Consider the following 24,888-nt stretch of genomic DNA (forward strand, 5'->3'; position numbering starts at 1 on the left):
TTCAAGTTTGAATAGCAACGTAGTAAAAAAGCCGTACAAAGGCAAACCAATTACACGCCAGGGGATTTATGGCCAGTTAAAAAAACACTTCCCTGTCTTGAATGACAAGGAAGTATCTGCTCGCTGTTTATGCCATATCTTCTGTAAAATCCTGATCGATCAAAGCCACGTCCGCTGATGACACGAATAAACACTTCAAATAGAAAAGCAGCCTCTGGTAGTTAAAGGCTGCTTGATCGTCTCATATTAAAGAAGTTTTAAGGATTCACGGATAAAGGCCGGGATATCATCCGGAGTCCGGCTGGTCACCAGCTGGTTTTGACAAACAACCACTTCTTTATCGTGGAAGTTGGCACCGGCATTTTTCAGGTCCACTTGGATGGACTTGTACCCGGTTACGTCACGATCCTTCAAGGTTTCGGCTGTAATTAATAACTGTGGACCGTGGCAAATGGTAAAGACAGGTTTTTTGTCATCCATGAATTTCTTTGCAAATGCGACGAAGCGGTCGTCAGCACGCAGCAAGTCAGGAGAAAATCCACCAGGGATGAATAGTGCGTCAAAATCCTCTGGTTTTACTTCATCAATACCGGCATCGACGGACAATTTGTACCCATGTTTGCCGGATACCGTTTTTCCCTTTTTCTCTTCAATCACGGTAACTTGGTGTCCGGCATCTTGGTAAGCTTTTGCCGGCTCGGTGAATTCAACATCCTCGAATAAGTCGGTAACTAGTGCAGCAATTTTGCTCATGTTGTGTACCTCCTACCGAGATATATAAGCATATTTATGTTTGCAAAGAAATGGTACAGAAATAAAATAACATGCTTTAATTTGATTATCAATATGTGATAAAATAACATACTTTAATTTATTTAGTTACGGGAGGATTCAGTGATGACACAGCAGAGCAGATTATGCACTTTCTTCCTTATCAGGATGATCCCTTTCACTCAAAGGCCGTTTTCACTTTGTTTACCTGCCGTTTGAATTTGGCGGGCCAGCCGTACCAATCATGATGGAAGGTTTGACTCATCTGATGAAAATACGGGTCATCCGTCATCTGATACAACGTCTCCAACTGTTCAATATGAACCATGTGATAGTGCATGGACTGATGGGTGAGTTTGAGGCCATAGCGACTGGCATCATCCGGGACGCGATAACGATCAATGTTGTCGTACACCGTCGTGATGGCTGCCTGCAACAGGACTTTGGCTTCTTCCTTCTTCGTCAATTGGTAATAGTCGTACAAGCCATAGGCGGCAAAGATGAAGCCGTTTAAGACATGTGTGGGTTTCTCCATCGGATACTCTTCAATCCAGTAATGCCCATTTTTGTCGGCCATGGTCACCCACCAGGGATGGTTTTTCGATCTCAGCTGCGCGAAACTGAGATAGGTTTTGTCTGCGAGGATCCGGTATTGGGGATCATGGGTGATCTGATATAAGCGGACAAAAGCAGATAAGGCTTGTCCTTGGGCCATTCCTGAATACCAACGGGGTTTTAGGTGCTCCGTCGGAATGTTATGAAGATAAACATCGAAATCATAGGGGAAATAAAGGGCTCCATCCTTTTCCACCGCAATGTCCGACAAACGCTTCGCGTACTTTTGGGCTTCCCGGAGATACCGTTCATCCTTCGTCATTTGGTAACTGGTGATGAAATTGATGATGTTATTGGCCAGACGAACCGGATGATTATATAAGGGTTTTCCCTCTTTATCCTGGTACATGGGAATCCCGTCTTGATCAAATGCCGTGTGCTTCGGAATCAAATCCGCCGGTTTGGGCAATCGGTAGATCTCCGCCGAACGAATCGGAAACGGATAATAGGAAAGCGTATTGGAACCGATGTTAAATTTTATTTCAGCTTTTTTCGGTTTTACCGGTTCCTTTCCTTCTGCATTTTCTGTCCAAACGCTTGCAATTCCCAGGCATATCAAGGAAATGGTAAGTGTCAGAACCCATAGGCGGGGTTTAAGATTGGTCATAGAAATTCCCTCTCCTTTTTCATCACTACAAATTCATTCGGAGAGGGAACATCTTTTCTACGCATATTCACATATTAGTCAGAAATAAGATTCAACACAGAAGAGTTTGATTAATCATAGTAAAAGAGCTACCCTTTGCAGGTAGCGTGTTTGGTTTTTGGGAAATGGTTATGGTTTGCGCTTCATTATAGTTATTCGTAAGGTGTAACGAATTTGTGTCCATGTACGTATAGAAAATGGTTGGAAACGTGTCTCGAAATGTGTCCGAATAAGCACGACCTCCGGGGATTTTTCATCCGCTTTTAAACGCCGCGCTGAATTTTCTTGAGAGTGACCGTTTCCGGTTTATGTTTGAATGAGGGGTGCTTTTCATAATTCGGAACAGCCTTAAATATAAGACGTACAGCTTTGTACTCAAAAATCGGATGGTGGAAATGGGGCGAATTCAGATGGCATAACGCGGAATTGATTAAAATTAAACTATCCCTTAAGATTTTTTTGACAATAATGTGACAATCGAGTGATCGTTTTCATAAAAAAAGTTAGTTTAGTATAATTATCGTTGGATGAATTTACCGCAGAAAGGGGATTGAATATGTGGAAGGGAAGTAGTAAAATTATATCTATTTTCCTATCTGCCGTACTTATTTTTCTTCTGAGTGGATGCAGCAAAGATGACAAGGTGGAAATTCCGGCAAGTTCGGTACAAGTAATTGATGGGGACACGATTAAAGTAAGAATGAAAGGAAAAGAAGATACGGTCCGATTCTTGTTGGTCGATGCCCCTGAAACGCATAATGATCGTTTGGGGAAACAACCTCTGGGAGATGAGGCGAAAGAATTTACCGAACAGATGATCAAACATGCCAAAAAAATTGAGTTGGAAAAAGACCAGTCGACTCGGGATAATTATGGTCGTTTCCTTGCTTATGTATACGCGGATGGCAAATCAGTACAGGAAGAGCTGTTGAAAAACGGTTTTGCCCGGGTTGCTTATGTATACAAACCTAATACAAAATATGCCAAAGAGTACGAGGAATTTGAACAACAGGCTCGAAATAAGAAAGTGGGAATTTGGCAGTGGGATGGATATGTCCGGAAAGATGGCTTCCATCCTGAAGCGACAAGAAACGTATTTGCCGCAAGTAAAAATAGTGATGTTTATCACCCGGCCGACTGTTATGTCGTAAAAGATATCAAACCTGATAACTTAATTTATTTTTATTCGGAGGCATCTGCAAAAGCCAGTGGTCGTCACCGTAGTGATGTAAAAGGTTGTTGGGCTCACTAATCTTTGTTTGTTCCGGATGCGGTTGAAAGAACTGGATTTTTATAATGAAGGGGATAATTAACCATATTCAAGGAATTAATGGCCCGTTTTGGCAAGGGGGCCGCTAAAGTCGATTTGGTATTGGATCGAAATCAGTTCCAGTTGGGGGATGTTGTGGAAGGGAAACTGACGATCCGCGGCGGAGAAGTGGAACAAAAAGTGAATAAAATCGATGTCCGGCTGATGGGAGTAATTCGTTTTGGCGAGTCAGACCATACCCTGAATGTTACCTCCATCCCATTTTATCAATCCTTTACCATTCATCCGGGAGAATACAAGGAGTTTCCATTTCAATATCAACTGCCATACGATCTCTTGGTTTCCGGAAATTACGTGACGTATTTTTTCCATACTGAATTGGACATTGAGGGTGGGGTGGATCAAACAGACCGTGATTATATTGAAATCCTTCCTCCTCAAAAGCTGCAACAAGTGTTAATTGCCCTCGATCAGCTGGGATTTCGGGAGAAGCATGATTCGCGGAAATTTGATGGTCATGTTCAAGAGTTTGAATTTTTCCCGGCAGGTTACTTACAAGGCCAGGTGGAAGAATTAGAGTTTGTTCCGGTAATTTTGCCCGATGGTGTTCGTTTGTTGCTCGAATTGGATTTGCTTTCATATGGTCATGAGAAAGAGATCAAACGTGAAATTTATCTTTCAAATGATCAGTTACAATCGATTCCGTCTCTGGTTAACCATCTGCAAGCCGTATTAAATGAAATGGTCTATCATCAAAATTCCAACTATATCAGTTATGACCATCATTACGGGCACGAATATCCCGGCCATGAACATCACTTCCATGAAAAGCACGGTTCAGGGATGGCTGGAGCGATTGGCGGATTTGCTGCCGGGGTGATTGGCGGTATGATTTTAAATGAAGTGCTGGATGATGACGATGACGATGACGACGATGATGATGACCGGAATGATGGGTTTTTGGAAGACCTGTTTGAAGGAGATGATGATGACCAGGGCGATGGTTTTCTGGAAGATTTATTTGAAGGAGATGACGATTGATCAGCATAAAAAGGTGACGGAATTTCTACGAAGCTGACAGTTGCCTTTTTGAATATATCTTGTAACAGCCGGGATGGCCGGTGGTGATCAGACGAAAAATAAAGGTTCTTACTTCGCAACCAAACGGCGAGTAAGAACCTTTTTTATCATTTCCGGAGACGTTATGGCAAACGCTCTTGTTGCTCATCTGGATAGAGTTTTGGAAACATCTCGCCCCAAAAGCGTGAGGGCAAGATCGAAAACCATGAACCTCTCCGTCTTTTGGGGGATGATACAGGTTGCTGTCAATAGACCTCGATCTGAGATTCCTCCTCAGATGTCGTCTTCATGCCGTTCTTTCCCGGTTTGAAATAAATATTGCCCGATCAGCAATTTTGATACATGGAGAAACATTTCCTGACGTTCCACATATCCGTTGGTAAAAACGCCGACAGCCCCCAACGTGGTTCCGATGTTCTTTTGTTTTGTATACTGCTCCATGATGATGCTTAGTTCTTTTCCTTCTTTCAATGGAATGAGAAATTCATCCGGGAGCTTGATCCTGGCTCCGCCCGCCATCACCCGAATGCCGTTCCGGTCAGTCAGTGCTCCCCAATTACATAGAAATAAGCCGTGAGCTGTTTCTGCAACTCCCCCTTCCAAACCGACTCCGATGTCTGCGTCCATCTCTTTTCTGGCATTTTCGGCACGGTTTATCGCGCCTTGAAGGGTTTCTTCATCGGATAAGGGTTGATTTGAGACACCTGAAGGCACGGATACAGACAGAATAACGGCATTCAGATTTTGGAATGCTTGTTCGACTGCTCCCACTTTCGTACTGTTTTTTGAACCGACCGCCACTCTCATCCTTTTCACCTGCAATACTTTATAGGATTAGCTTTCCTTCTATACATGTGACTGCGTGTCCTCCCAGCAAAATCGTGCCGTCATCGTGGAATCGCACTTCAACCCGGCCGTCACGTCCGACACAGCGGCCTTGGGAAGCGATGTAACCCGGTTTGTCCAATAATTTAAATTCCCTTGCGAGAGCAGCCACACAACCATTGCCGCTGCCGCATACGGGGTCTTCCGGAACGCCTTCACCCGGTGCAAAGGAGCGTACCTCAATCTGCGTTTCTTCTCCGGACGGCGTCAGGCCGAACACCGTTATGCCGGCGGCTCCGGGCGGTGTCAGCGCAGCAATCCGCTCCATTTGAGGTTGCAGGCGACGGACCAGGTTTGAATCGGTTAATTGCAGCGTAATCCACACCACTCCCACATCGACGATTGCACTGGCACGCACACAGTCCGGAGAGACGCCGATCGCATTTGCCAGCTCAGTCTGATCCACATTCGTGATTTCCTTAAGTACAGGATTGGGCAAAGTGAGAAACAAGCGATTTTCATCCATGAAAATAGAGATTAAACCTTTGCCGCATTCCTGGATCAGGCGCCCTGTGTTTTTGGGTTTCAAACCATGCTTCAACACGGCATAAGCCGATCCGATCGTGGGATGACCGGCAAAGGGAAGTTCGCTTTGGGGGGAGAAAATTCGCAGCCGATAGTCAGCCCGGGGATCTGTCGGCTCGCAGACGAAGGTGGTTTCGGACAAATTGGTCCAATTGGCAATCGACTGCATTTGTTCGTCAGACAGCCCATTGCCGTCAAGAATGACCGCAACCGGATTTCCTTTGAACGGAACGGACGAAAACACATCAACCTGCTGGAAAGGAATTTGTTTCACTGTGTGAACCTCCAAGCTTATATGATGGATTGGTTCCATTATACCCCATGCCAGTTGGAAGAGGTTTCACCAACAACCATAAAAAAAGCCCCGCCGGAGCGGGAAACTTCGTATGCAAACAAGAATTTTATGCCATTGATTTGACAGATGTGATTGATTTGGGGGAAGCTCGTAAACTTCTTGTATTTTGCGTGATCGGAAGTTTACAGGCCTTCGGGGTGGATTTCATTCATTAAAAAATGGTGTGAACCAGCCCGCCATCGATTCTGAGCGAAGCACCATTGATGGCGGAGGATCGGGGACTGCAAAGGAAAGCGACAAAAGACGCGATTTCTTCCGGACGAATCAGTCGTTGAATTAAGGAGCTTGGCCGGTGTTCACTCATGAACCGCCGCTCCGCTTCTTCCAATGTCATCGATTCTCCCTTGTAGAGTTTTTTGATGTGTTCTTCTACTCCTTCTGTTAACGTGGACCCGGGCATGACCGTATTGACAGTCACTTTTGTTCCTCTTGTCAGTTCAGCCAGACTTCGGGAAATCGACAGTTGCATGGTTTTCGTCGCGCTGTAATGGGCCATTTCAGGCGAAGGCATGATGGCTGCTTCACTGGATATGAAGAGAATTTTTCCTTCATTTCGCTCCAGCATGCCTTTGAGATAGTGACGGGACAATCGAATTCCGCTCATAATGTTGGTTTCAAATATCTTCTGCCATTGCTCATCGGCCGTTTCAAAAAAATCTGCGGGCTCAAAGATCCCCATATTGTTGATTAAAATATCGATTTCCGGGTATTTTCCGGTGATCTTATCACTTCCAGTTGCCGAACTGAGGTCTGCCACGGCCGGTTCGAGCGATGCCTGAGGATGTGAAGCCCGAATTTCCTGCATGGTTTGTTGCACTTTTTCTTCCGTTCTCCCATTGATCAGGACAGTACACCCTTCGGAAGCAAGCAGCTTGGCAATCGCTTTCCCGATCCCGGATGTGGAACCGGTAACGAGAACTCTTTTTCCTTTTAAAAACAGATCCATATTTTTCAGTCCCCTTTACTCTGTTTTTATTTGTTCGGATTGCGCTCATGCTGCCAAGTGCAGCGAATGAGATTTACATCTCCAGGTTGTGTTTTACAAGGCGTTTTCAAACATTCATTCAATCGTTTCCGGTATGGTTAAACTCAGGCAAAACATATTCTGCCAACTCATGGAGCACTTCCGGGATCGGACGCTGTGAGTGACGAAAATGCAAAGCGATATGATTGACTCCGATCTCCTCCAGTCTTTTTAGATGCCGGATCAATTCATTTCGTCCGATTGTGGCTCCGAATTTAAACGGTTTGGCCGGGTGGTAGGGATGTTCATGAAGATCTAAATGATATGCTGAAATATAGGGCTTGCGTTCAGTTATCCCGAGCTTTTCATGCACTTTTTCCCACTCCTCGATCTGAAGTTCTGTCGAGGCGACTCCTCTGGGATAATTGAACCAGCCATCCAAATGCTGAACAATCCATTCCAGCGTCTGTGTTCCCCGGCCTGCCATGACGATTGGAATTTCAGGCTGAACCGGCTTGGGGAGAAGATCAAGTTGGTTGTCAAACAACATGTGGTCTTTGTTCCAGGCTTCCTTGATTAACTCTACATGTTCCCGCAGAATGGCTCCTTTTTGATCGGCATCCACTCCGAAAATCGGGAATTCCACAGGGCGATCCCCCGTTGCGATTCCCATCACGAACCGTCCGCCGGAGAGCTGGTCGACTGTGGCTGCGGCTTTGGCTACGTGATAGGGATGCCGCAACGGGAGGACAATCGCTCCGGTCGCCAAAATCACATCATGCGTGATGGCTGCCAAATACCCCAAATATGCAAAGGGATCAAACAGTTGAGCTGCATCACCGAAACGGTGGGGATCGAAAAAAGGAACATCCCTGATCCACATGGATTTGAAACCGAGCCGGTCCACCAGGCGGGCAAATTCCGCGTGTCTTTCCATATTCGGGACGCCAAAGGGACGTCCTTCTTTTTTCGCCTGTTTGAGCCCTTCCGGGGACCAATCGGTATCCAAGGGAAGCTCAACGCCAAGTGTTAAGCGATTGGCGGGAATCATTTTCCGCAATGCAGAAAAACCCATATTAACACCTCCTTTCCCGGTCATGATGTCAAGCCTGTTTTTTTCGTTCCAAAGCCATGCTCCAACCAGTCAGGATCACGGCTCCTGCGACCATGGCTGCACCGACCCAGGAAGTATGAATCAACCCCATTGAACTGGTAACGATTCCTCCCAGCCAGGAGCCGATCGCGATTCCCGCATTAAAGGCCGCGATATTGATTGATGAAGCCACGTCCACTGCGGAAGGAACGTATTTTTCAGCCAGTTGAACAACATAAAGCTGGAGTCCGGGAACGTTCATAAAAGCGAACAGTCCCATGAATATGATCGTAATGAGTCCCGTTATTTTAAAAGGTGCAGTAAAAGTCAGGGCAAACAGCACGAGTGTTTGGATCATGAACATATAAAACAGGGCTTTGACAGGATTATGATTTGACAGTTTGCCGCCGATGATGTTTCCGATCGCAATCGCGACTCCGTAGACAAGCAAAATGATGCTGACCGTATTTGCGTGAAAGCCCGTGATTTCCTGCAACAATGGAGAAAGATAAGTGAAGGAAACAAAGGTTCCTCCATAACCCAAAGCCGTGATGACAAAGACAAGGAGCAGCCGGCCATTTGTGACCAGTTTCAATTGATCACGGAAGGTTGTTTTGGTTCCCGGACGAAGATGGCCAGGAATCAGGATCGCATTGGCAATGAGAGCAATCAGTCCGATTATGGCAATTCCTGCAAAGGAGATCCGCCAGCTGAAGGTTTGGCCGATAAAGGTTCCAAACGGAACTCCTGTCACAGTGGCGACCGTCAGTCCGGTGAACATAAACGCAATGGCGCTCGCACGCCGGTCCTCTGATACCAAGTCGGCGGCAATGGTTGAACCGATTGACATAAATACGCCATGAGTAAAGGATGCAATCACCCTGGCAATAAGCAAAACGCCGAAGTTTGCGGCTGTGGCTGCCAGAGTGTTCCCGATCACAAATAAGATCATGATCGAGATTAGCAGTGTTTTTCTTGACATTGCCGAAGTGAGGGAGGTTAATATCGGTGCTCCGAAAGCCACTCCCAGGGCATAAAGGGAAACAGTGAGGCCGGCCGTTGTAACCGGAACATGCAGATCTTTTGAAATCGGCGGCAACAAGCCTACACTGATGAATTCTGTTGTTCCGATGGCAAAAGCGCTGATGGCCAAGGCAAGCAACGGAAGCAAGCTTTGTCGTTGCCTGCTGCTGCTTTTGCCACGAGATAAAGTATGCGTGGTCATAGAAATACCTCCGTGCTTAATTTGGATATATTGATGGGATAAAAAGGTGTTAGGATTTTCAAATTTGGAAGCTGGAAAAAATCTACTCGACAACCATGGCACTTATTATGTAACATATACTTGTATTTTGGAAGTACGTACTTTGAAGTAATATAGGTACTTGCGGGTAATATAGATACCTGAAAGTGATATAGATACCTGTGAGTAATATTGGAACTAAACCATCTGATTCTGAAAGCAAAAGGGGGAAACACAATGAAAAAGGAAGACAAATTCTATAACATTCCGGTTGAAGCCACATTGGAAGTGATCGGCGGAAAATGGAAAACAGTCATCCTGTGCCATTTGACCCATGGACCGATGCGGACGAGTGAATTGAAAAAAGCCATGCCCAATATTACGCAAAAAATGTTGACCCAACAACTGCGTGAATTGGAAGAAGATGGTGTGATTAACCGTATTGTCTTTAACCAGGTTCCCCCCAAAGTGGTTTATGAACTGAATGAATTTGGGTGGTCGCTGAAGCCTGTGCTGGATCAAATGTGTGCATGGGGAGAAGAATATATAAAATGCAAAGAGAAGAAAAAAACGGAGGCAAGTCATTCCAATACTTCTGTGTAAGGATGGGAGATCGGCCCCGCGTTTGTTTTCATAAATCAACCCCCGGCAACACGGGGGTTTTTGTTGCAGTTGCTGATCGAATTTGATGTTTCAGCCTGAAGCGGATCTTACCATTTGGTGTTCTGTGTGATAAAATAAAACCAATTCATGACATAGGCGATGGAGTTCGCCATAATTGCCGATCAGGCTGATGACTCCTACCGGTGTGGATACTGGTAGGAGTCTGTTTTTTTCGGGAAAGTTTGGGATCATAAACATGTCGGGGAGGGAAAGAGAATGGTTTATCTAGCGATCGGGGCAACGGGAATGCTGGGAGCCTTGCTCCGGTACTGGCTTGGAATCTGGATTCCGACTGCGTGGATCTGGGGGTTTCCGTTGGGAACGTTGTTCATCAATTTGGCCGGTTCGTTTTTACTGAGCGTGTTTTCGGTATGGTTCACCCGTTTTCCGAAGATGCCATCCTGGCTGAAAACAGGGATCACAACAGGGTTTATCGGTTCGTTTACCACGTTCTCGACTTTCAATGTTGAACTTCTCACGTTCATGCAACATCACGCTTGGATCATGGCTCTGTCCTATTTGTGGCTTAGCTTGGTGGGCGGCCTTTTCTTCTCCTGGAGCGGCTGGCGAATCGGGAAAAACCTTGCTGAAAGAGAGAAAGAACCAGAGGTGGTGCCCAGATCGTGATATCTTCCATTTTCGTCGTGATTGGAGGTTTTTTGGGAGCCATTTGCCGTTTTCTGTTAAGCGGGTGGATATCACGCCGTTATTCTTCGTTTCCGGTTGGCACGATTACGGTCAATCTTCTCGGTTCCTTTTTGCTGGGATGGATCACGGGACATGAGCTGAATGAAACCTGGAAACTCCTCTTTGGTACGGGTTTCATGGGGGCTTTTACCACCTTTTCGACATTGAAATGGGAAAGTGTGCAAATGGTTGCCAAACAAGAAAAGAAAAAATTTTTTCTGTATCTCGGGCTCAGTTATCTCTTGGGAATTTTGTCCGCCTTCACCGGGTATTGTTCGGGCGTTTGGATGAAAGGTTGAATTACGATGCCGGAAAATACGGAGATGCATTTTCGACCGCCTGACCTTGAAGGATCTGAGTCAGATTGAAGCAGGCCGGGAAGATCCCAGTCCAAAATTTTTTGCAGCAGGATAAAAGCACTTTCCCCTTGTTCAACCCCGAATAGGATATACAGACTTTGAATTGGGGGAGGTGGAAAAATGGGATTCGGTTATGGCGGTTTTGGGTTCGGTTGGAGAAGTCTGTTAATCTTCCTCCTTGTGATTGCGACCATCTTCGTCTTTGTCGGCGGAGGATTTGGGTTCTAAATGAAAAGTGATGAAATCCCTTGAGGAAGATGGAAACCGGCCCGTAAGAAATGCACCCATTCGACCTTTTTTTCGGCAGCGGTGAATTTAAACCGATTGTCACCCCAAAATTCGCGTTCTTTTTGCCGGTCGCCGGAACGCGGATTGCTTGGAATGGAGAGATCTGGTCAGGCCGTGGGGATTGGGACAACTCATCAGGAGGCTTTGCGCGTTTCATTTCTTTCACTCCTTTCGTCTTGTGATACGGTGATATCGTATGACCGCTCATCTGCATTGGAACCAAGTCATTTGACCTGAATTCAGGATTGAAGGTCAGGGCTCTTGCTTCCGGTCAAAGGCAGCGAGAGCCTTGACAGTCCGGCGATCGATTTGGAATTTAATCATACATGTCAGTAAAAGGGTTCATGCTTTGCGTTCAGTGCAAAGTATGAGCCTTTTTTTGTGGATGGCAGATCGGTATGTTATATATTTATTAAATTGAATTATAAGTAAATTATAAGAATATGCTTTCAAACATGGTAAAATAACCAAAGGAGGCGACTCAAATGCAAAATATAGAATCTGAATATAAAAAATTATCGGAATCATACCGGGACTGTTGCCGGACAAAAGATCTGATCCTGAAGGCTTTTGACAGCGCGTACGAAGGGATTGTCATTACTGATCCAGATGGATTTATCACTATGCTTAACCGGACTTATGCCGATTTTCTCGGAGTCGACGTCGACGAAGCGATTGGAAAACACTACACGGAAGTGATAGAAAATACCCGGATGCATATCGTGGCCAAAACCAAGACACCTGAACTTGCACAAGTTCATCGGATCAAAGGCGGGAATATGATCGCCCATCGGATTCCCATTATCCAGGACGGAACAGTAATTGCGGTCGTTGGAAAAGTGATGTTTCAAAATGTGCGCGAATTGCATACGCTATCGGCGCGTGTCATTCAGTTGCAGAAAGAACTCGATTATTATCAGGGTGAACTGCTGAAAAATCTGGGAGCCAAATATCGCTTTGAAGATATTATCGGGATCAGCCGGAACATCTTGGAAGTAAAGGAAATTGCCAAGCGGGTGGCTTTAAGTGATACAACCATATTGATCAGCGGAGAGAGCGGAACCGGAAAAGAACTGTTTGCTCATGCGATTCATAATTACAGCCACCGGAAGTTTGGCCCGTTTGTGAGGGTCAATTGTGCGGCGATTCCCGACACCCTGATGGAATCCATTCTGTTCGGCTATGAAGAAGGCGCCTTTACCGGTGCATTGAAAGGGGGAAGAAAAGGGAAATTTGAAATCGCTCACAAAGGGACTATTTTTCTGGATGAGATCGGCGAGCTTTCCCCCGTCATGCAGGCAAAGTTATTGAGGGTGTTACAGGAAAGGGAAATTGAGCGGATCGGTGCCATGCATCCAATGAAAGTGGACGTGCGGATCATTGCCGCCAGTAACCGGAATTTGGAGTCGATGGTGAAAAACGGGGAGTTTCGGCAGGATTTGTTTTACCGGCTTCATGTGGTTTCCCTTCATATTCCCCCTTTACGGGAAAGGGTGGAGGATATTCCCGTTTTGGCGCGCCATCTTTTGCAAATGTTATCTCAGGAGACCGGCATGTATGCAGCAGGGATGGAACAAGAAGTGTTGGATGTGTTCATTCGCTACCATTGGCCCGGAAATGTCCGGGAATTGAAAAATGTACTGGAACGGGCCCTTCATGTGAAAAGGGAGGATATGATCCGGTTGAGCCATTTGCCTGTGCGCCTCTTTGAAGAAAGCACGGGAGAGCGGCCCTGTTTTCTGCTGGCAAATGCGATTGAAGAAACCGAGAGAGAAACGATCAGGCAAGTGCTGAAAATGACAAACGGCGACAGAGCCCGGGCGATCCGGCTGTTGGGAATCAGTAAATCGAGTTTCTATCAAAAAGTGAAAAAATACAAGATTGAGATCAGACCGATGGATTGAACCAATTTTACCGACCTTGTGATTTTTTTGGCGTTCCCATTCCACAAATCCGGAATGATGTGCAAAAATTCGGACGCGGGAGATGATATCAGGCAAGCAGTTTGCCTGAAACAGGTGCGGTATCTTTCCAAAAATGTGTACAAAAAATGACGAAATATACGGTTTTCACGATTGGCAACAAAATTGCATGGCAAATGAGCAAGGGAGTTCAATGGATTCTTCGACAGGATCGAAGGAGGTAAAGGATATGGCAGTGTTGGTAATTTTCCTGGCTCTTGGATTGCTCATGCTGTTGGCGTACAGGGGCTATCCGGTAATTTTATTTGCACCCGTGCTGGCTGTGTTGGCAGCTGTATTATCCGGACTCCCGCTTTTGCCGACCTATACGGAAGTGTTTATGGTGAAAGCCGTTGCTTATGTAAAACTCTATTTTCCCATTTTTCTCCTCGGGGCGATTTTCGGGAAGGTCATGGATGACAGTGGGGCCGCCTGTTCCATCGCTCGCGGATTAACACGCCGCTTTGGGGGCAGGCAGGCGATTTTGGCGGTTGTCTTAACCTGTGCAGTTCTCACATATGGCGGAGTCAGTTTGTTTGTCGTCGCCTTTGCGGTTTATCCGTTTGCCGCCGCGCTGTTTCGGGAGGCGGACATTCCCAAACGCTTGATTCCGGCTGCGATTACGTTGGGGTCATTCACTTTTACAATGGATTCTCTTCCGGGCACTCCTCAAATTCAAAATATTATACCGACATCTTATTTCAAGACAACTTCCTTTGCCGCCCCGATTACCGGAATCACAGGAGCTTTCCTGATCGCCGTCATTGGCTTGTGGTGGTTGCATCGTCGGAAGAATAAACTGATGTCCAACGGTGAGGGCTATGGTGACCATACGTTGAACGAGCCGGCAATAGCAGAGGATGAAAATCTTCCCGCCATCTGGTTGTCAGTTATTCCGCTCATTTTGGTTTTGGGAGGAAATGCGCTGTTCACTTATGTTGTATTGCCGGGATGGTATCCGGAAACTTTATTGAAACAATATGAAGGATTGGACATTGATCAGGTATTGGGAGTATGGGCTCTCATCCTTGCCCTGGTTTTTGGCATCGCTTTTGCCATCGTCCTGCAATGGTATTACCGGAGAAAATCTGCTGTCGGGGCCGACAAGGTTCTTGTGAAACCCGGATTGTCCAGGACATTGACGGCAGGTGCAACCGGTTCTCTTCTGGCTATTATGAATACGGCGTCAGAAGTCGGGTTTGGCAATGTGATCGCCTCCCTTCCTGGGTTTAAGTCGTTGGCCGATTTTCTGTTGACGATGAAAACCAGCCCGCTGATTTCAGAAGCGTTGTCGATCAATGTACTCGCGGGGATCACCGGTTCCGCATCGGGCGGTATGAGTATTGCCTTGGATACGATGGGGGCAAAGTATCTCGCCTGGGCCCAAAGTGCCGGCATCGATCCGGAGTTGTTGCACCGGATCGCCTCGATGGCCGCAGGCGGAATGGATTCATTGCCGCATAACGGTGCAGTCATTACATTGCTTGCGATCTGCGGGTTAACCCATCGCCAGTCCTACCCTGATATTTTTGCCGTTACGGTAATCAAAACGTTGGTGGTTCCTGTTGTGATTGTGTTTTCCATGATGACCGGACTGGTTTGACATTTTGCAAGCGGTGGACGGGCTTTGTTCGTTGGTGGTGTGATCTGGCGTCAATTTTGAATTCGGGGAGGATCAAGATGGAAAAGAAACACCGTTTTTTCCGCCGGGTATTCCTTTTGCTGGTGTTGACGGTCTTGATGGGAGGCCCGACATTTGCCAAAACCGCTTTTTCCGCCGGGCAATTTATTCGTGATACGGCCCCTGACGGACGTGTTTACAAATTGTATATTCCCTCCGGTTATGATGGCACCACTCCTTTGCCGCTTGTCGTGATGCTTCATGGTTGTACGCAAAGCCCGGATGATTTTGCCGCGGGCACGGAAATGAATGCGTATGCCGAACAGAACCGCTTTTTTGTGGTCTATCCCGAACAACCCGTTTCGGCGAATCTGAGTAAATGTTGGAATTGGTTTGATTCGTCCAATCAGTCGCGGGGGCGGGGAGAACCAGCCTCGATTGTGGGAGTGGTCAACAAGATCAAGAGCAATTATCCGGTGGACAGCCGGCGTGTTTATGTGGCCGGTTTGTCTGCCGGTGGAGCCATGAGTGTGATTTTGGGAGCGGCTTACCCGGATGTTTTTGCCGCGATTGGTGTTGGTTCCGGTCTGGAATACAAGGCTGCGACCTCCGTGTTATACTCCGGGACAGCCATGCTGTATGGCGGGCCTGACCCGGTACAACAGGGGAATTTGGCTTATCAGGCGATGGGGGGATATGCGCGCGTCGTGCCAACCATTGTTTTTCACGGGACAGCCGACTACACGGTTAATCCCGTCAATGGAAATCAGATTATCTCCCAATGGGCGCAAACCAATGATCGGGCCAGCGACGGAATGGATAACAACAACATTGATGATCAGGCGGATGTCACTTCATACCGGTCCGTGCCAAACGGGAGAACTTATACAGACTCCCTTTACAAGGATCAGAACGGAACGGTTGTAATGGAAAAAATCATGGTGAATGGAATGGGACATGCCTGGTCGGGGGGCAGCGCTGCCGGGACCTATACGGATCCGACAGGGCCGAAAGCCAGCTCGATCATCTGGAATTTCTTTGACAGTCATCCCAAGTAAATGAAAGAAATGAGAGTCGCTTCCTGTAAGAGGGGGTGGCTCTTATTTGTTTTTGGATAAATTGGTTCTTTTAACAGGTTCAATGATTCTATCAATTGCATTTATTAATAGAGAGATAAAAACTACTTGTTTACAAAGGGGGATTTTAAATGGGGAGTTCCAAAATTCGTGCTCTCCATGAGCTGCGGGCTGCAATCAAGGAACTGGGCGATGCGATGAATTTTTTAGCGGCGAACCGATTTGAAAGTGCAGAAAACGAGATTGGTGACGCGCTTGTACTCATCGGCCGGGCCATTAGAAATATCAATCGCGCTGAGGCTTGCAGGAGGTTTGTTCCCTGCAAAAATTCATTGAAATCCAAGTAAGGGCTTCCGGTCAACACTGCGAAGCTTCTAAAAGAGAGAGGCACTTCGCGGAATAAGGTGTTCATCTTTCCCTGCGAAGTGCCTTTTTGCCGAAGATTGCATGCGGCCGTACACAGTCCATCCACCAAGAAAACATATCATCCGGTGATCGTTATCGTTTTTAATGATGATCATAAACTTAAAATTTACCGGACAAGCCGGATCCGTCTTTACAACAAGAAAAAGCAGCGGTTGTCCACTGATCGGCCGGAAGAGGAAAAGGGGGTGAAAAGCACGTTTCGGCCTCTCTTTTTTCTCAGAATGATCTCCGCTTATCCGAGAGATTTGAGGTGGTTCTCTTATTGCAGACGCAATTGATCAAAATTCGTGACATGATAAAATCGAACCTATTTTAAAAGATTTGTGATAAAATTATTACGGAAAGTCAAGGGGGTGGATGACCAAATATTGGATGGGATACAGGGTGACCGGATAGTTCACTCTTCCGTTTTTTGTCGTCTTTTTGATAAATAGTCATCTTTGTCCGGAGGGGAGTTACGCTATAATATTAAAACAATAAATAACCGAACGAAAGGTTTATTTATTCCCACTCCGGAAGTTCAATCGATCTTGGAAAGGAGGAGTCTCATTTGGGGTAATCGTAACGGTCTTCATGGGAGCCGGCAACCAGCATTGGCTTGATCTTGAACTTCCATCTGAACTGCCTGTTTCCAAATTGATTCCCATGCTGGCCGATGCTGTCAAAAACGAAATGCAGGAGATGGAAGACGGAAAGCAGATTCTGGAAGTCAGAGCCGAAACCGGTGATTGGCGGAAGCTCGACGAGACGAAATCGCTGGATGACTACAAGGTTATGGATGGCGCTTATCTGCGGTTCCGAATTCAACCGGAAAATGAGCTGCAATTGATCCGGCAACAACAGCTGGAACAAATGAGAAAACAAAGAATCATCGGTTCGCTTGAAGCATTTCGGACCGATTATTAAAGAGCAAAGGGGGGAAGTCGCTTGAACATTCTTTTTCAAAGATCACCACGGATGAAACAGGATTTGCCGCGTACTGTGGTAGAGATTCGCCAACCTCCAAAAAAGCCCCAGCGGCCGTCTTTCTCATATTCTTCCTTGATCATTCCGCTTGTTATGACTTTGGGAACCATCGGTCTTTATCTTTATATGAGTTCGTCCGGCAATGGTTATTCCAACCCGAACTTTTTAGTTTTTCAAATGGTTTCAACTTCAATGATGACGGTATCTTACACGATTCCTTTTTTCGTATACCTGTCGAATAAAAGGAAATATAAGCGAGCACTGGCCCAGAGGACGGCTACATACAGGGAAAGCCTGAAAAAACACCGGGAAGAGCTGCAAATACTGGTGGACCGTCAGGCTGCCTTGCTGAAGGAATGGAATCCGGCTCCGATGCAATGCATGCGGCGGATTCAAACACGGGTCAGCTCGTTGTGGGAGCGTTCTCCCTTTGATGCCGACTTTTTGTCCCTGCGCTTGGGAAATGGTGAACAACCTTCCACGATCACGATTGAGACGCCCGATCAGGAAGAGTACGACCAGGACCCCTTGATTAAAGAGGCGAAACAGCTCGCCCGGGAGTTTTCGAAGGTTTCGGATGTGCCCGTTTCGCTCCCGCTGAACAAGGCGCATGTCGTGGGAGTGGTCGGCGACCGAGCCTCGATGCTCAATGCGATCCGCAGCCTGGTGCTCCAACTGGTGACGCATCACTCGCCGGATGAAGTAAAAATCGTTTCCTTTTATTCGGAAGATGAAGCGGATCAGTGGAATTGGATCCGCTGGTTGCCGCATGTATGGGATGACCAGCGGAAGCGGAGATTTCTGGCGACCAATCCGCGGGATGCCCGGGAGTTGACCGACCATTTATACGAGATTCTGAACCGCCGCAGGCAGAGTCGCCGGCCCGGACTCGCGAACGAGCCGCAAGTTCCTTTTTATGTGTTTATCATCTCAGACCCCAGTCTGATCGAGGAAGAAGTCATTGTGCCCATGCTGCTGAAAGAAGGCGGAAAAGTGGGCGCCCGCACCCTGCTTCTGTCAGAATCAAAAAACACGCTGCCAATGGAATGCCACGCCATTCTGGAAGTTCATCGCAATCACGGGACATTGCAGGAAACCAATTATCTGCAAACCGGGGAGGACTGGGAATATACCTTTCAGCCCGATTTTGTCTCCGTTGAAGTGGCGGATCAAACGGCCCGTTCCCTTGCGCCGGTTCGTTTGAAAGCCAATAAATCGCGGCAGATCCCGCAAATGCTCACGCTGTTTGATTTGGTGGAAGCGAAGAATCTGGATGATCTGGATGTCACACGGCGTTGGGAGCAAAACCGCTACCCCAATACATTGCCTGTTTCCGTCGGGATGGGAACGGGCGGCAAGCGCGTATACTTAAATATTCACGATAAAATTGAACGAAAGGGACATGGCCCCCACGGATTGATCGCAGGAACGACGGGTTCGGGGAAAAGTGAAGTGATTCAGGCTTTGATCGCTTCGCTGGCGCTCAACTACCATCCGCACGATATCGTATTCCTGCTCATCGACTATAAAGGGGGAGGAATGTCGAACACCTTTGAGCATTTACCGCATCTGGTCGGTTCAATCACCAACCTGGACGGGAACCTGATCGAAAGAGCGAAAATCTCTTTGAGAGCTGAATTGATGAGGCGTGAGAAACTGTTTAAGGATGCGGGAAATCTTCAACATATCGATGAATATTTCCAATCGCCGATGAGAGAAAAGAATCCGCTCCCGCATCTGGTGATTATCATCGACGAGTTTGCGGAGTTGAAAAAAGAGCAACCCGAGTTCATGAATGAATTGATCTCCATTGCCGCCAAAGGAAGGACGCTGGGAGTTCACCTGATTCTGGCCACGCAGAAACCGAGCGGCGTTGTCGACGATAAAATCTGGAGTAACTCCCGTTTTCGCATCTGTTTGCGCGTACAGGAAGAAGCGGACAGTAAGGAAATGATCAAAATCCCGGATGCTTCCTGGATTACGACGCCAGGACGGGGCTATTTCCAGGTGGGGAGCAACGAGTTGCTGGAACTTGTCCAGTTCGCCTGGAGCGGTGCGCCTTACCGTCCGGAAACTGAAACGGTACAAGAAGCAGTGATCAGTGAGGTGACGCTGACAGGGCGTCGCATTAACCGCTCTTCGCCCGTGATCTCGACGGCCAAGAAGCAGAAGGGACGGAGCAAAAAACAATTGGATGTCCTGGTCGATTATCTGAACCGGGAAGCAAAAGCATTGGGGATAGAGACATTGCAGGGGCCCTGGCTTCCGCCGCTGCCGACACATATCTCTTTGGACGAACTCCGGCCTCCGGAGCGGAAAGGCTGGGACGGAAAAACTTGGAAGCCGTCAGCGGCTTGGCTGGATCCGGTGGTCGGTCTGGTGGATTCCCCGTCCAACCAAACGCAGTATCCGTTGAATATTCCGCTTAATGAAGGACACCTGCCCGTCTACGGGATGCCCGGAACGGGAAAAACAACCTTCGTTCAGACACTGCTGCTCTCTTTGGCACTGGATCATTCACCCGACGATGTACATATGTACGTCCTTGATTTTGGCCATATGTTCAGAGACTTCAATGAGCTTCCGCACATGGGGGCCATTATTCGGGATGATGAGCCGGACCGGGTGAGACGACTCTTCCGCTTTTTGATGAAGGAAATGCACCGTCGGCGGGAGAAAATCGCCCAGTCAGGGGCAAAAACATTTTACTCCTACCGCAAGTCTTTATCCGAACCGGTGCCCGCGATTATCGTGGTCATCGATGGATACCTGACCTTCAAAAGCACATTTGAAGAAGAACACGCCGATTTGGAGCAGTTGCTGCGCGCCGGCGGCAGTTTCGGGATTTACTTTATCGTTACCACCAACCAGGTCAGCGACATGTACGACCGGGTAAGAAACAATTTCTCGCTCGGTGTTTCGTTTGAGCTGGCGGATCCGTCAGACTATTACTTTGCGGTGGGCCGCCTCAGATCGCCGCTGGTGAACTTGCCGGAAGGGCGTGGGTTTGTCAAAGGAAGTGTGCCGCCGCTGGAGTTTCAGACCGCCTTGGCCTCAGAAGGAAGCGATGAGATCGAACGGGCCAACACGTTGCGCCAAAGAATTCGCACACTTGCCGATTCGTGGCAAGGAAATTACCCGAAAGCGATCGAATCCCTGCCGAAAGAAATTGAATTGAAAGAAGTGCTGGCCAAACACGAGGCTGATCCTGACCAACCTGAATTGACGCCGCTGAGGGTTCCGGTTGCCATCTCGATGGATGACTTGACCCCGTTCTATGTCAATTTGAAAGACGGCCCTTATTTTGTCGTCGGCGGCTCAATTGAAGGGGGAAAAACCTCATTTTTGCAAACTTGGATCTTGTCCCTCGCCTATTTCCATCCGCCAAGCGAGCTGGAGGTTTACGTCATCGACTTCCGGCCGAGCGGGCTCGGTTTGTCCGCGCTGATGGGCCTTCCGCACCTGAAAGGATATGCTTCGGATGAAACCGAACTGGCCGGGTTGCTCGAGAAACTGGGACCGATATTGGACCAGCGGGCAAAGACCAAAACACTTCCTCCATGGGCGGAGCAGACGGAAACCGGGGAAAAAGAACCGGCGATTTTTCTGGTTATCGACGATGCCGATTATTTCAGCAAGCGGCTGAACAATTATGACTTGCAAAATTCCCTTAACAATATTGTCAGCCAGGGACGGAACAAAAACTTTTATGTGGCGATTGCCGGATCACCTTCCAATTTCCCCTACAGCAGCAACGATTGGCTGTCTGAAGTGAAAGGGATGGAGACAGGCTTTTTATTTGCCAGCCTGGACATCAATGATCTCTCTTTCTTTAAAATCCCGTCATCTGAAGCAAGGTCCTCCAATCCGGCGATCCAGAAAACGCTTGGTCCGGGCGAAGGGTATTTTGCCAAGCGGCGCTATGAGAAGGTCAAGGGAGCAGTGCCCTTTTCGGCCAACGTTTCCCCGATGGACTGGATCAGAACGTTACAGGAACGCTGGATGAGCACGAAAAACTGAAGACGGTTGAAAAAAATATCGGCTCCGACTCCATTCACCCGGAGAGAGGCGGATTCGGAGCCGATGAAACCTCATGTCGCTGTCAGGAATTTGATGTTTTGAAATAACATTTCCGTTTTCGACAAAATTATAAAAAAGAAAAGATTGCAAAGAGATTCTATTTTATATATAATCTTTAGAGTAATAGTTAAGCCTTTTTAGAGAGGGGTTTTGCAATGGCACGGATTCTTATTAATCCGGATGAAATCGATGCCGTGGCAAAAGATTTCCAAGCTAAACGGGAACAAAGCCAACAACTCATTCAACAACTCGATTCCCGTATCAACGGACTCGAGGGTCACTGGGATGGTATGACGAAGCAAAAATTCTTCCAAGATTTCCAAGAAGCTAAGAAAAATATGCAAAACTTCGTTCAGCTTCTCGATAACATTTCCCAAGCATTGACCCAAATCGCTACGAAATTCCGTCAAACGGACCAGGCTTAACCCGAGAACTGCAAACAGCTACTTACTTCTGTGGGACAGAACTGACCTTTGGTCGAGCCTGTCCCCTTTTTCTTTTCCATTACTGGTGAAGAGGTGAATCCATTACGGAGATGAGAACGGTATTTCAGCGATGGATCATTGCCCTGCTCCTTTCCCTCGTCGGAGCCGGGATGTTATACAGCGGTCATGCCTATGCAGGCGGGGGCAGTTTCAACGTTCCCCAGGTGAATGACCATTTTGACCAGGTCAAGCCAGGGCCGACGCCGGTCAAAGAGTCCCTTGTGACCAAGTCCCAATCTTCCGGGAATAAACCGGGGATGTGGAATTCGTTCAAAAATGCTTGTTCCAACGCCTGGAACGGTTTCAAAAACGGGATCAGCTCAGCCTGGGAAGGCACGAAACATGCTGTCAGCAGCGCCTGGAACAGCTTCAAAAAAGGGGTTGTCACAGCATGGAACTGGACGAAGGCAAAGACAGCCCAGGCGTGGAACTGGGTGAAAGCCACCACAACGCGAATCGTCATGGCGACAGTGATTACCTTAGCCTTCGTTTTTGGCCTGTATATGCGCTTCCAGCGGGCGGTGAACAACGCGATCGTCAACTTCGGCAAAACCTTGCTCAACTGGGGCCGGACGGGGCTTGAAAAAACGTACAACTATGGGAAAAGCATCGCCGATCCCCCGGTTGATAACAGCACGCCGTATGGAACGTTGGATGAATTAAAGGTCAGCGATCAGCAATTAGCACAAGCATCTCAGTTGGCTTATTTGGATAATCTAGTTGTTGGTGATAAGGCCACCCAACAATTAATAGATCAGAGAATGAAAAGTGGTTGGGTCTTAGATTCTAGAAAAACTGATCTTCCGAATGGCCTTCAAGCTTATGTGTTTAGAAATGCTAGTACCAAGGAAATCATAATTGCATTTCGTGGAACAGAGTTTCCCGAACATCTGAAAACCCATGATCTTGCGGAAGGAGCGAGAGATCTTCTGATTGGAGATGGGCCAATCGCTTTAGGAAACGACACTTTGAACGCGCAGGCGATTGATGCCCATAAGTTTGTGGAAAAGCAACTTCATAATAAGTTATATCGTGGTTATAAATTTGTGTTAACCGGTCATTCGTTGGGAGGATATTTAGCACTTGATAACGCAGCGAGATATCGCATACCTGCTGTGACGTTTAACGCACCTGGGAAAGATCTTTATCCCAATCTCAATGCTTCCGTCCTATTTGGATGGGTTGGTCCGGGTATTTCTCATGCTGTGAATATGTTGGATCCGGAAAACCGGAAAGAAGCGGTAAATGAAAAAATGGGAAATTACGATAAGCTGATCCGCAACTACCGGTATGATCATGATTTGGTCGGTTCTCTCGGTTACCATCCAGGAAAAACGTATGAAATCAGCGACAATGGCAAGGTAACAGAAGACAAAGGACTGGATAACCAATTAGGTTTGAACTTCGGAAGTCATGGTATCAAAAATTTCACCGGTTATGATGATGAAGGTAACGCAGTCGAAACTCCGATTTTAAAAGATTACGATGAAAAGGGAAACATCGTGAAAAGGAATTAAAGGATGTGAACGCATGAAAAAGCCGTGGGGACGATTGAGATCAGGTGTTGTTGCCATCATTATGCTCCTGATGCTGGCAATCCTGGTGAGCGGTTGCAGCAAGGAAACTCTTTTGCCAAAGGATGAGTCTTACATGACCCAAGCGGAAGAAAAAAAGGTAAAGGAAGCAGTAATTGATTACATTCAAAAGAGATATAATAAAAACTTTGAGGTTCAACAGATTGATAAAGATCATCTTTTTGGTGCCGATTATACCATTCGAGGTAAAATTAAAGACGGAAAAGATACAATTATCTATGTGACGGGAAATCCCCCAAATGACTTTCAAGATACGTATGTGCCCCAACTATGGACAGATGAATTGGAGCCACGCATCACAAAATACGCTAAGGAAACCATGGATTTCAGATTGATGAAAAATATCGTATACGGAGATGGAACGAAGAAGACAACTTACACAGGAGAGATTCCGTCCGTGTATGATGTATTAAAAAATGGTGGGGATAAGGATTTTACATTAACTTTGTCGATCGAGATTTATGATCATCATGGGCAGTCCCAAGCCGAGATCTCCAAGTTTTTAAACGAGCTTAAAAAAATGAACTTAAACGAAGTAATTATCGAGATCTTTGTCTATGATGACAAACTTAAAACCATCTCAAAAAAAACAGACACTGATAATTATGCGATATACCGTTATAACATTTCCGGGGATATTCAAAAAATCGATATCAACAATCTGGATCAATATAAGACGGTGATTAAACATTAAGAGTAGACTCTTCATACAAAAACAACTATTGACAGAGCAGTTCGAATCGTTCTGTCCTTTTTTTCTTGTTCCAAATTGATACAAGAGACCTTATTCCTCAACATGTCATGGAGTTAAAAGAGGCGATTGAAAAAGAGGGAATTTCAGCCCGAATTATATGGTATCCGTAGAAAAGAGGAATAACAATGCCAACACTTAATAAAAAAGAAATGATAATCAGTTGGAGTCACATCGACTATGGATCGAAACAATTGGGAAAAAAGGAAAAAATTATGCGTGGATGAAATAGACTTTCGCGATATAGACTTAACGAAATACCCAGTAGATCAAGCTTATATGACTGCGTGTATATTTGACGGGATGAATTTAAATAACAAAGATATGTTTGCGTCATTAATTTGTTCTTCCACATTCCGATCAGCGAATCTGGAATATGCTGATTGTCAACGCCGGGATTAAATTGACCCACTTCAGCCGGTTTAAAATTGACCCACCCCGGTGCCTCATTTAGCCTTTGAAGGTTCCCCGTAAACTCCACTC

General features: G+C 46.7%; 21 protein-coding genes and 1 riboswitch. Of the genes, 14 read left to right on the forward strand and 7 right to left on the reverse strand.

Annotated features, from left to right (window positions below; translation table 11 throughout):
• Positions 1-246: 246 nt before the first annotated feature.
• Together I8U17_RS14870 and I8U17_RS14875 are read right to left on the reverse strand one after the other, a co-directional pair.
• Complete coding sequence (locus I8U17_RS14870) at positions 247-753, reverse strand: type 1 glutamine amidotransferase domain-containing protein (protein WP_033099999.1); 507 nt, start codon at positions 751-753, stop codon at positions 247-249.
• A gap of 196 nt (positions 754-949) precedes the next feature.
• Positions 950-1,993 (reverse strand): D-glucuronyl C5-epimerase family protein, encoded by a 1,044-nt coding sequence (locus tag I8U17_RS14875; RefSeq protein WP_198059694.1) that lies wholly within the window; start codon positions 1,991-1,993, stop codon positions 950-952.
• Between the two features lie 595 nt (positions 1,994-2,588).
• Here I8U17_RS14875 and I8U17_RS14880 point away from each other — a divergent pair.
• The gene (locus I8U17_RS14880) at positions 2,589-3,284 is read left to right on the forward strand and encodes a thermonuclease family protein (RefSeq protein WP_081943720.1); all 696 of its coding nucleotides are present in this window, start codon (positions 2,589-2,591) and stop codon (positions 3,282-3,284) included.
• 78 nt (positions 3,285-3,362) lie between these two features.
• The gene (locus tag I8U17_RS14885) at positions 3,363-4,343 is read left to right on the forward strand and encodes a sporulation protein (protein ID WP_198059695.1); all 981 of its coding nucleotides are present in this window, start codon (positions 3,363-3,365) and stop codon (positions 4,341-4,343) included.
• Between the two features lie 312 nt (positions 4,344-4,655).
• Here the strand turns inward: I8U17_RS14885 and I8U17_RS14890 are convergent, their stop codons facing one another.
• From I8U17_RS14890 to I8U17_RS14910, 5 genes are all read right to left on the reverse strand, one after another.
• Positions 4,656-5,189, reverse strand: coding sequence for a DUF84 family protein (locus I8U17_RS14890; RefSeq protein WP_198056471.1), 534 nt, complete (start codon positions 5,187-5,189; stop codon positions 4,656-4,658).
• Between the two features lie 19 nt (positions 5,190-5,208).
• On the reverse strand, positions 5,209-6,066 hold the full coding sequence (locus tag I8U17_RS14895; RefSeq protein WP_370589265.1) for a PhzF family phenazine biosynthesis protein: 858 nt from the start codon (positions 6,064-6,066) through the stop codon (positions 5,209-5,211).
• Positions 6,067-6,298: 232 nt separating this feature from the next.
• A complete protein-coding gene (locus I8U17_RS14900) occupies positions 6,299-7,093 on the reverse strand; it encodes an SDR family NAD(P)-dependent oxidoreductase (RefSeq protein ID WP_198059697.1) in 795 nt (264 codons plus the stop codon).
• 118 nt (positions 7,094-7,211) lie between these two features.
• Positions 7,212-8,186 carry an LLM class oxidoreductase gene (locus tag I8U17_RS14905; protein ID WP_033100006.1) on the reverse strand — a complete coding sequence of 325 codons (975 nt, stop codon included), beginning with the start codon at positions 8,184-8,186 and terminating at the stop codon, positions 7,212-7,214.
• 28 nt (positions 8,187-8,214) lie between these two features.
• Positions 8,215-9,429: an MFS transporter gene (locus I8U17_RS14910; protein WP_033100007.1), complete on the reverse strand. Its 1,215-nt coding sequence runs from the start codon at positions 9,427-9,429 to the stop codon at positions 8,215-8,217.
• 255 nt (positions 9,430-9,684) lie between these two features.
• On the opposite strand from I8U17_RS14910, the gene I8U17_RS14915 reads away from it, so the two are divergent.
• The 12 genes from I8U17_RS14915 to I8U17_RS14970 all read left to right on the forward strand — a co-directional run bounded on the left by I8U17_RS14915 (position 9,685) and on the right by I8U17_RS14970 (position 24,348).
• The gene (locus I8U17_RS14915) at positions 9,685-10,050 is read left to right on the forward strand and encodes a winged helix-turn-helix transcriptional regulator (RefSeq protein WP_198056468.1); all 366 of its coding nucleotides are present in this window, start codon (positions 9,685-9,687) and stop codon (positions 10,048-10,050) included.
• A 146-nt stretch (positions 10,051-10,196) separates the two neighbouring features.
• Positions 10,197-10,257, forward strand: a riboswitch (Fluoride riboswitch).
• A 69-nt stretch (positions 10,258-10,326) separates the two neighbouring features.
• Entirely contained in the window at positions 10,327-10,737 is a 411-nt protein-coding gene (gene crcB, locus I8U17_RS14920; RefSeq protein WP_033100008.1) for a fluoride efflux transporter CrcB, read from the forward strand.
• Positions 10,734-11,096, forward strand: coding sequence for a fluoride efflux transporter CrcB (gene crcB / locus I8U17_RS14925; protein WP_198056467.1), 363 nt, complete (start codon positions 10,734-10,736; stop codon positions 11,094-11,096). Before crcB (I8U17_RS14920) ends, crcB (I8U17_RS14925) begins: the two co-directional genes overlap by 4 nt.
• Before the next feature lie 833 nt (positions 11,097-11,929).
• Complete coding sequence (locus I8U17_RS14930) at positions 11,930-13,348, forward strand: sigma-54 interaction domain-containing protein (RefSeq protein ID WP_198059698.1); 1,419 nt, start codon at positions 11,930-11,932, stop codon at positions 13,346-13,348.
• Between the two features lie 247 nt (positions 13,349-13,595).
• Positions 13,596-15,008 carry a GntP family permease gene (locus I8U17_RS14935; protein WP_198059699.1) on the forward strand — a complete coding sequence of 471 codons (1,413 nt, stop codon included), beginning with the start codon at positions 13,596-13,598 and terminating at the stop codon, positions 15,006-15,008.
• A gap of 77 nt (positions 15,009-15,085) precedes the next feature.
• Positions 15,086-16,084: an extracellular catalytic domain type 1 short-chain-length polyhydroxyalkanoate depolymerase gene (locus I8U17_RS14940; protein WP_033100012.1), complete on the forward strand. Its 999-nt coding sequence runs from the start codon at positions 15,086-15,088 to the stop codon at positions 16,082-16,084.
• Between the two features lie 149 nt (positions 16,085-16,233).
• On the forward strand, positions 16,234-16,449 hold the full coding sequence (locus tag I8U17_RS14945; RefSeq protein ID WP_033100013.1) for a hypothetical protein: 216 nt from the start codon (positions 16,234-16,236) through the stop codon (positions 16,447-16,449).
• Positions 16,450-17,086: 637 nt separating this feature from the next.
• On the forward strand, positions 17,087-17,434 hold the full coding sequence (locus I8U17_RS14950) for an EsaB/YukD family protein (protein ID WP_268745614.1): 348 nt from the start codon (positions 17,087-17,089) through the stop codon (positions 17,432-17,434).
• 21 nt (positions 17,435-17,455) lie between these two features.
• The gene (essC, locus tag I8U17_RS14955; RefSeq protein ID WP_198059700.1) at positions 17,456-21,514 is read left to right on the forward strand and encodes a type VII secretion protein EssC; all 4,059 of its coding nucleotides are present in this window, start codon (positions 17,456-17,458) and stop codon (positions 21,512-21,514) included.
• Positions 21,515-21,729: 215 nt separating this feature from the next.
• Complete coding sequence (locus I8U17_RS14960) at positions 21,730-21,999, forward strand: WXG100 family type VII secretion target (protein ID WP_033100017.1); 270 nt, start codon at positions 21,730-21,732, stop codon at positions 21,997-21,999.
• 170 nt (positions 22,000-22,169) lie between these two features.
• Positions 22,170-23,576, forward strand: a complete 1,407-nt coding sequence (locus I8U17_RS14965) for a Tle-like phospholipase domain-containing protein (protein WP_198059701.1) — start codon at positions 22,170-22,172, stop codon at positions 23,574-23,576.
• 13 nt (positions 23,577-23,589) lie between these two features.
• A complete protein-coding gene (locus I8U17_RS14970; protein ID WP_198059702.1) occupies positions 23,590-24,348 on the forward strand; it encodes a hypothetical protein in 759 nt (252 codons plus the stop codon).
• The last annotated feature ends 540 nt before the right edge of the window (positions 24,349-24,888 follow it).

Origin of the sequence: Thermoactinomyces sp. CICC 10521 (assembly GCF_016055135.1) — a bacterium.
Lineage (GTDB): Bacteria > Bacillota > Bacilli > Thermoactinomycetales > Thermoactinomycetaceae > Thermoactinomyces_A > Thermoactinomyces_A daqus.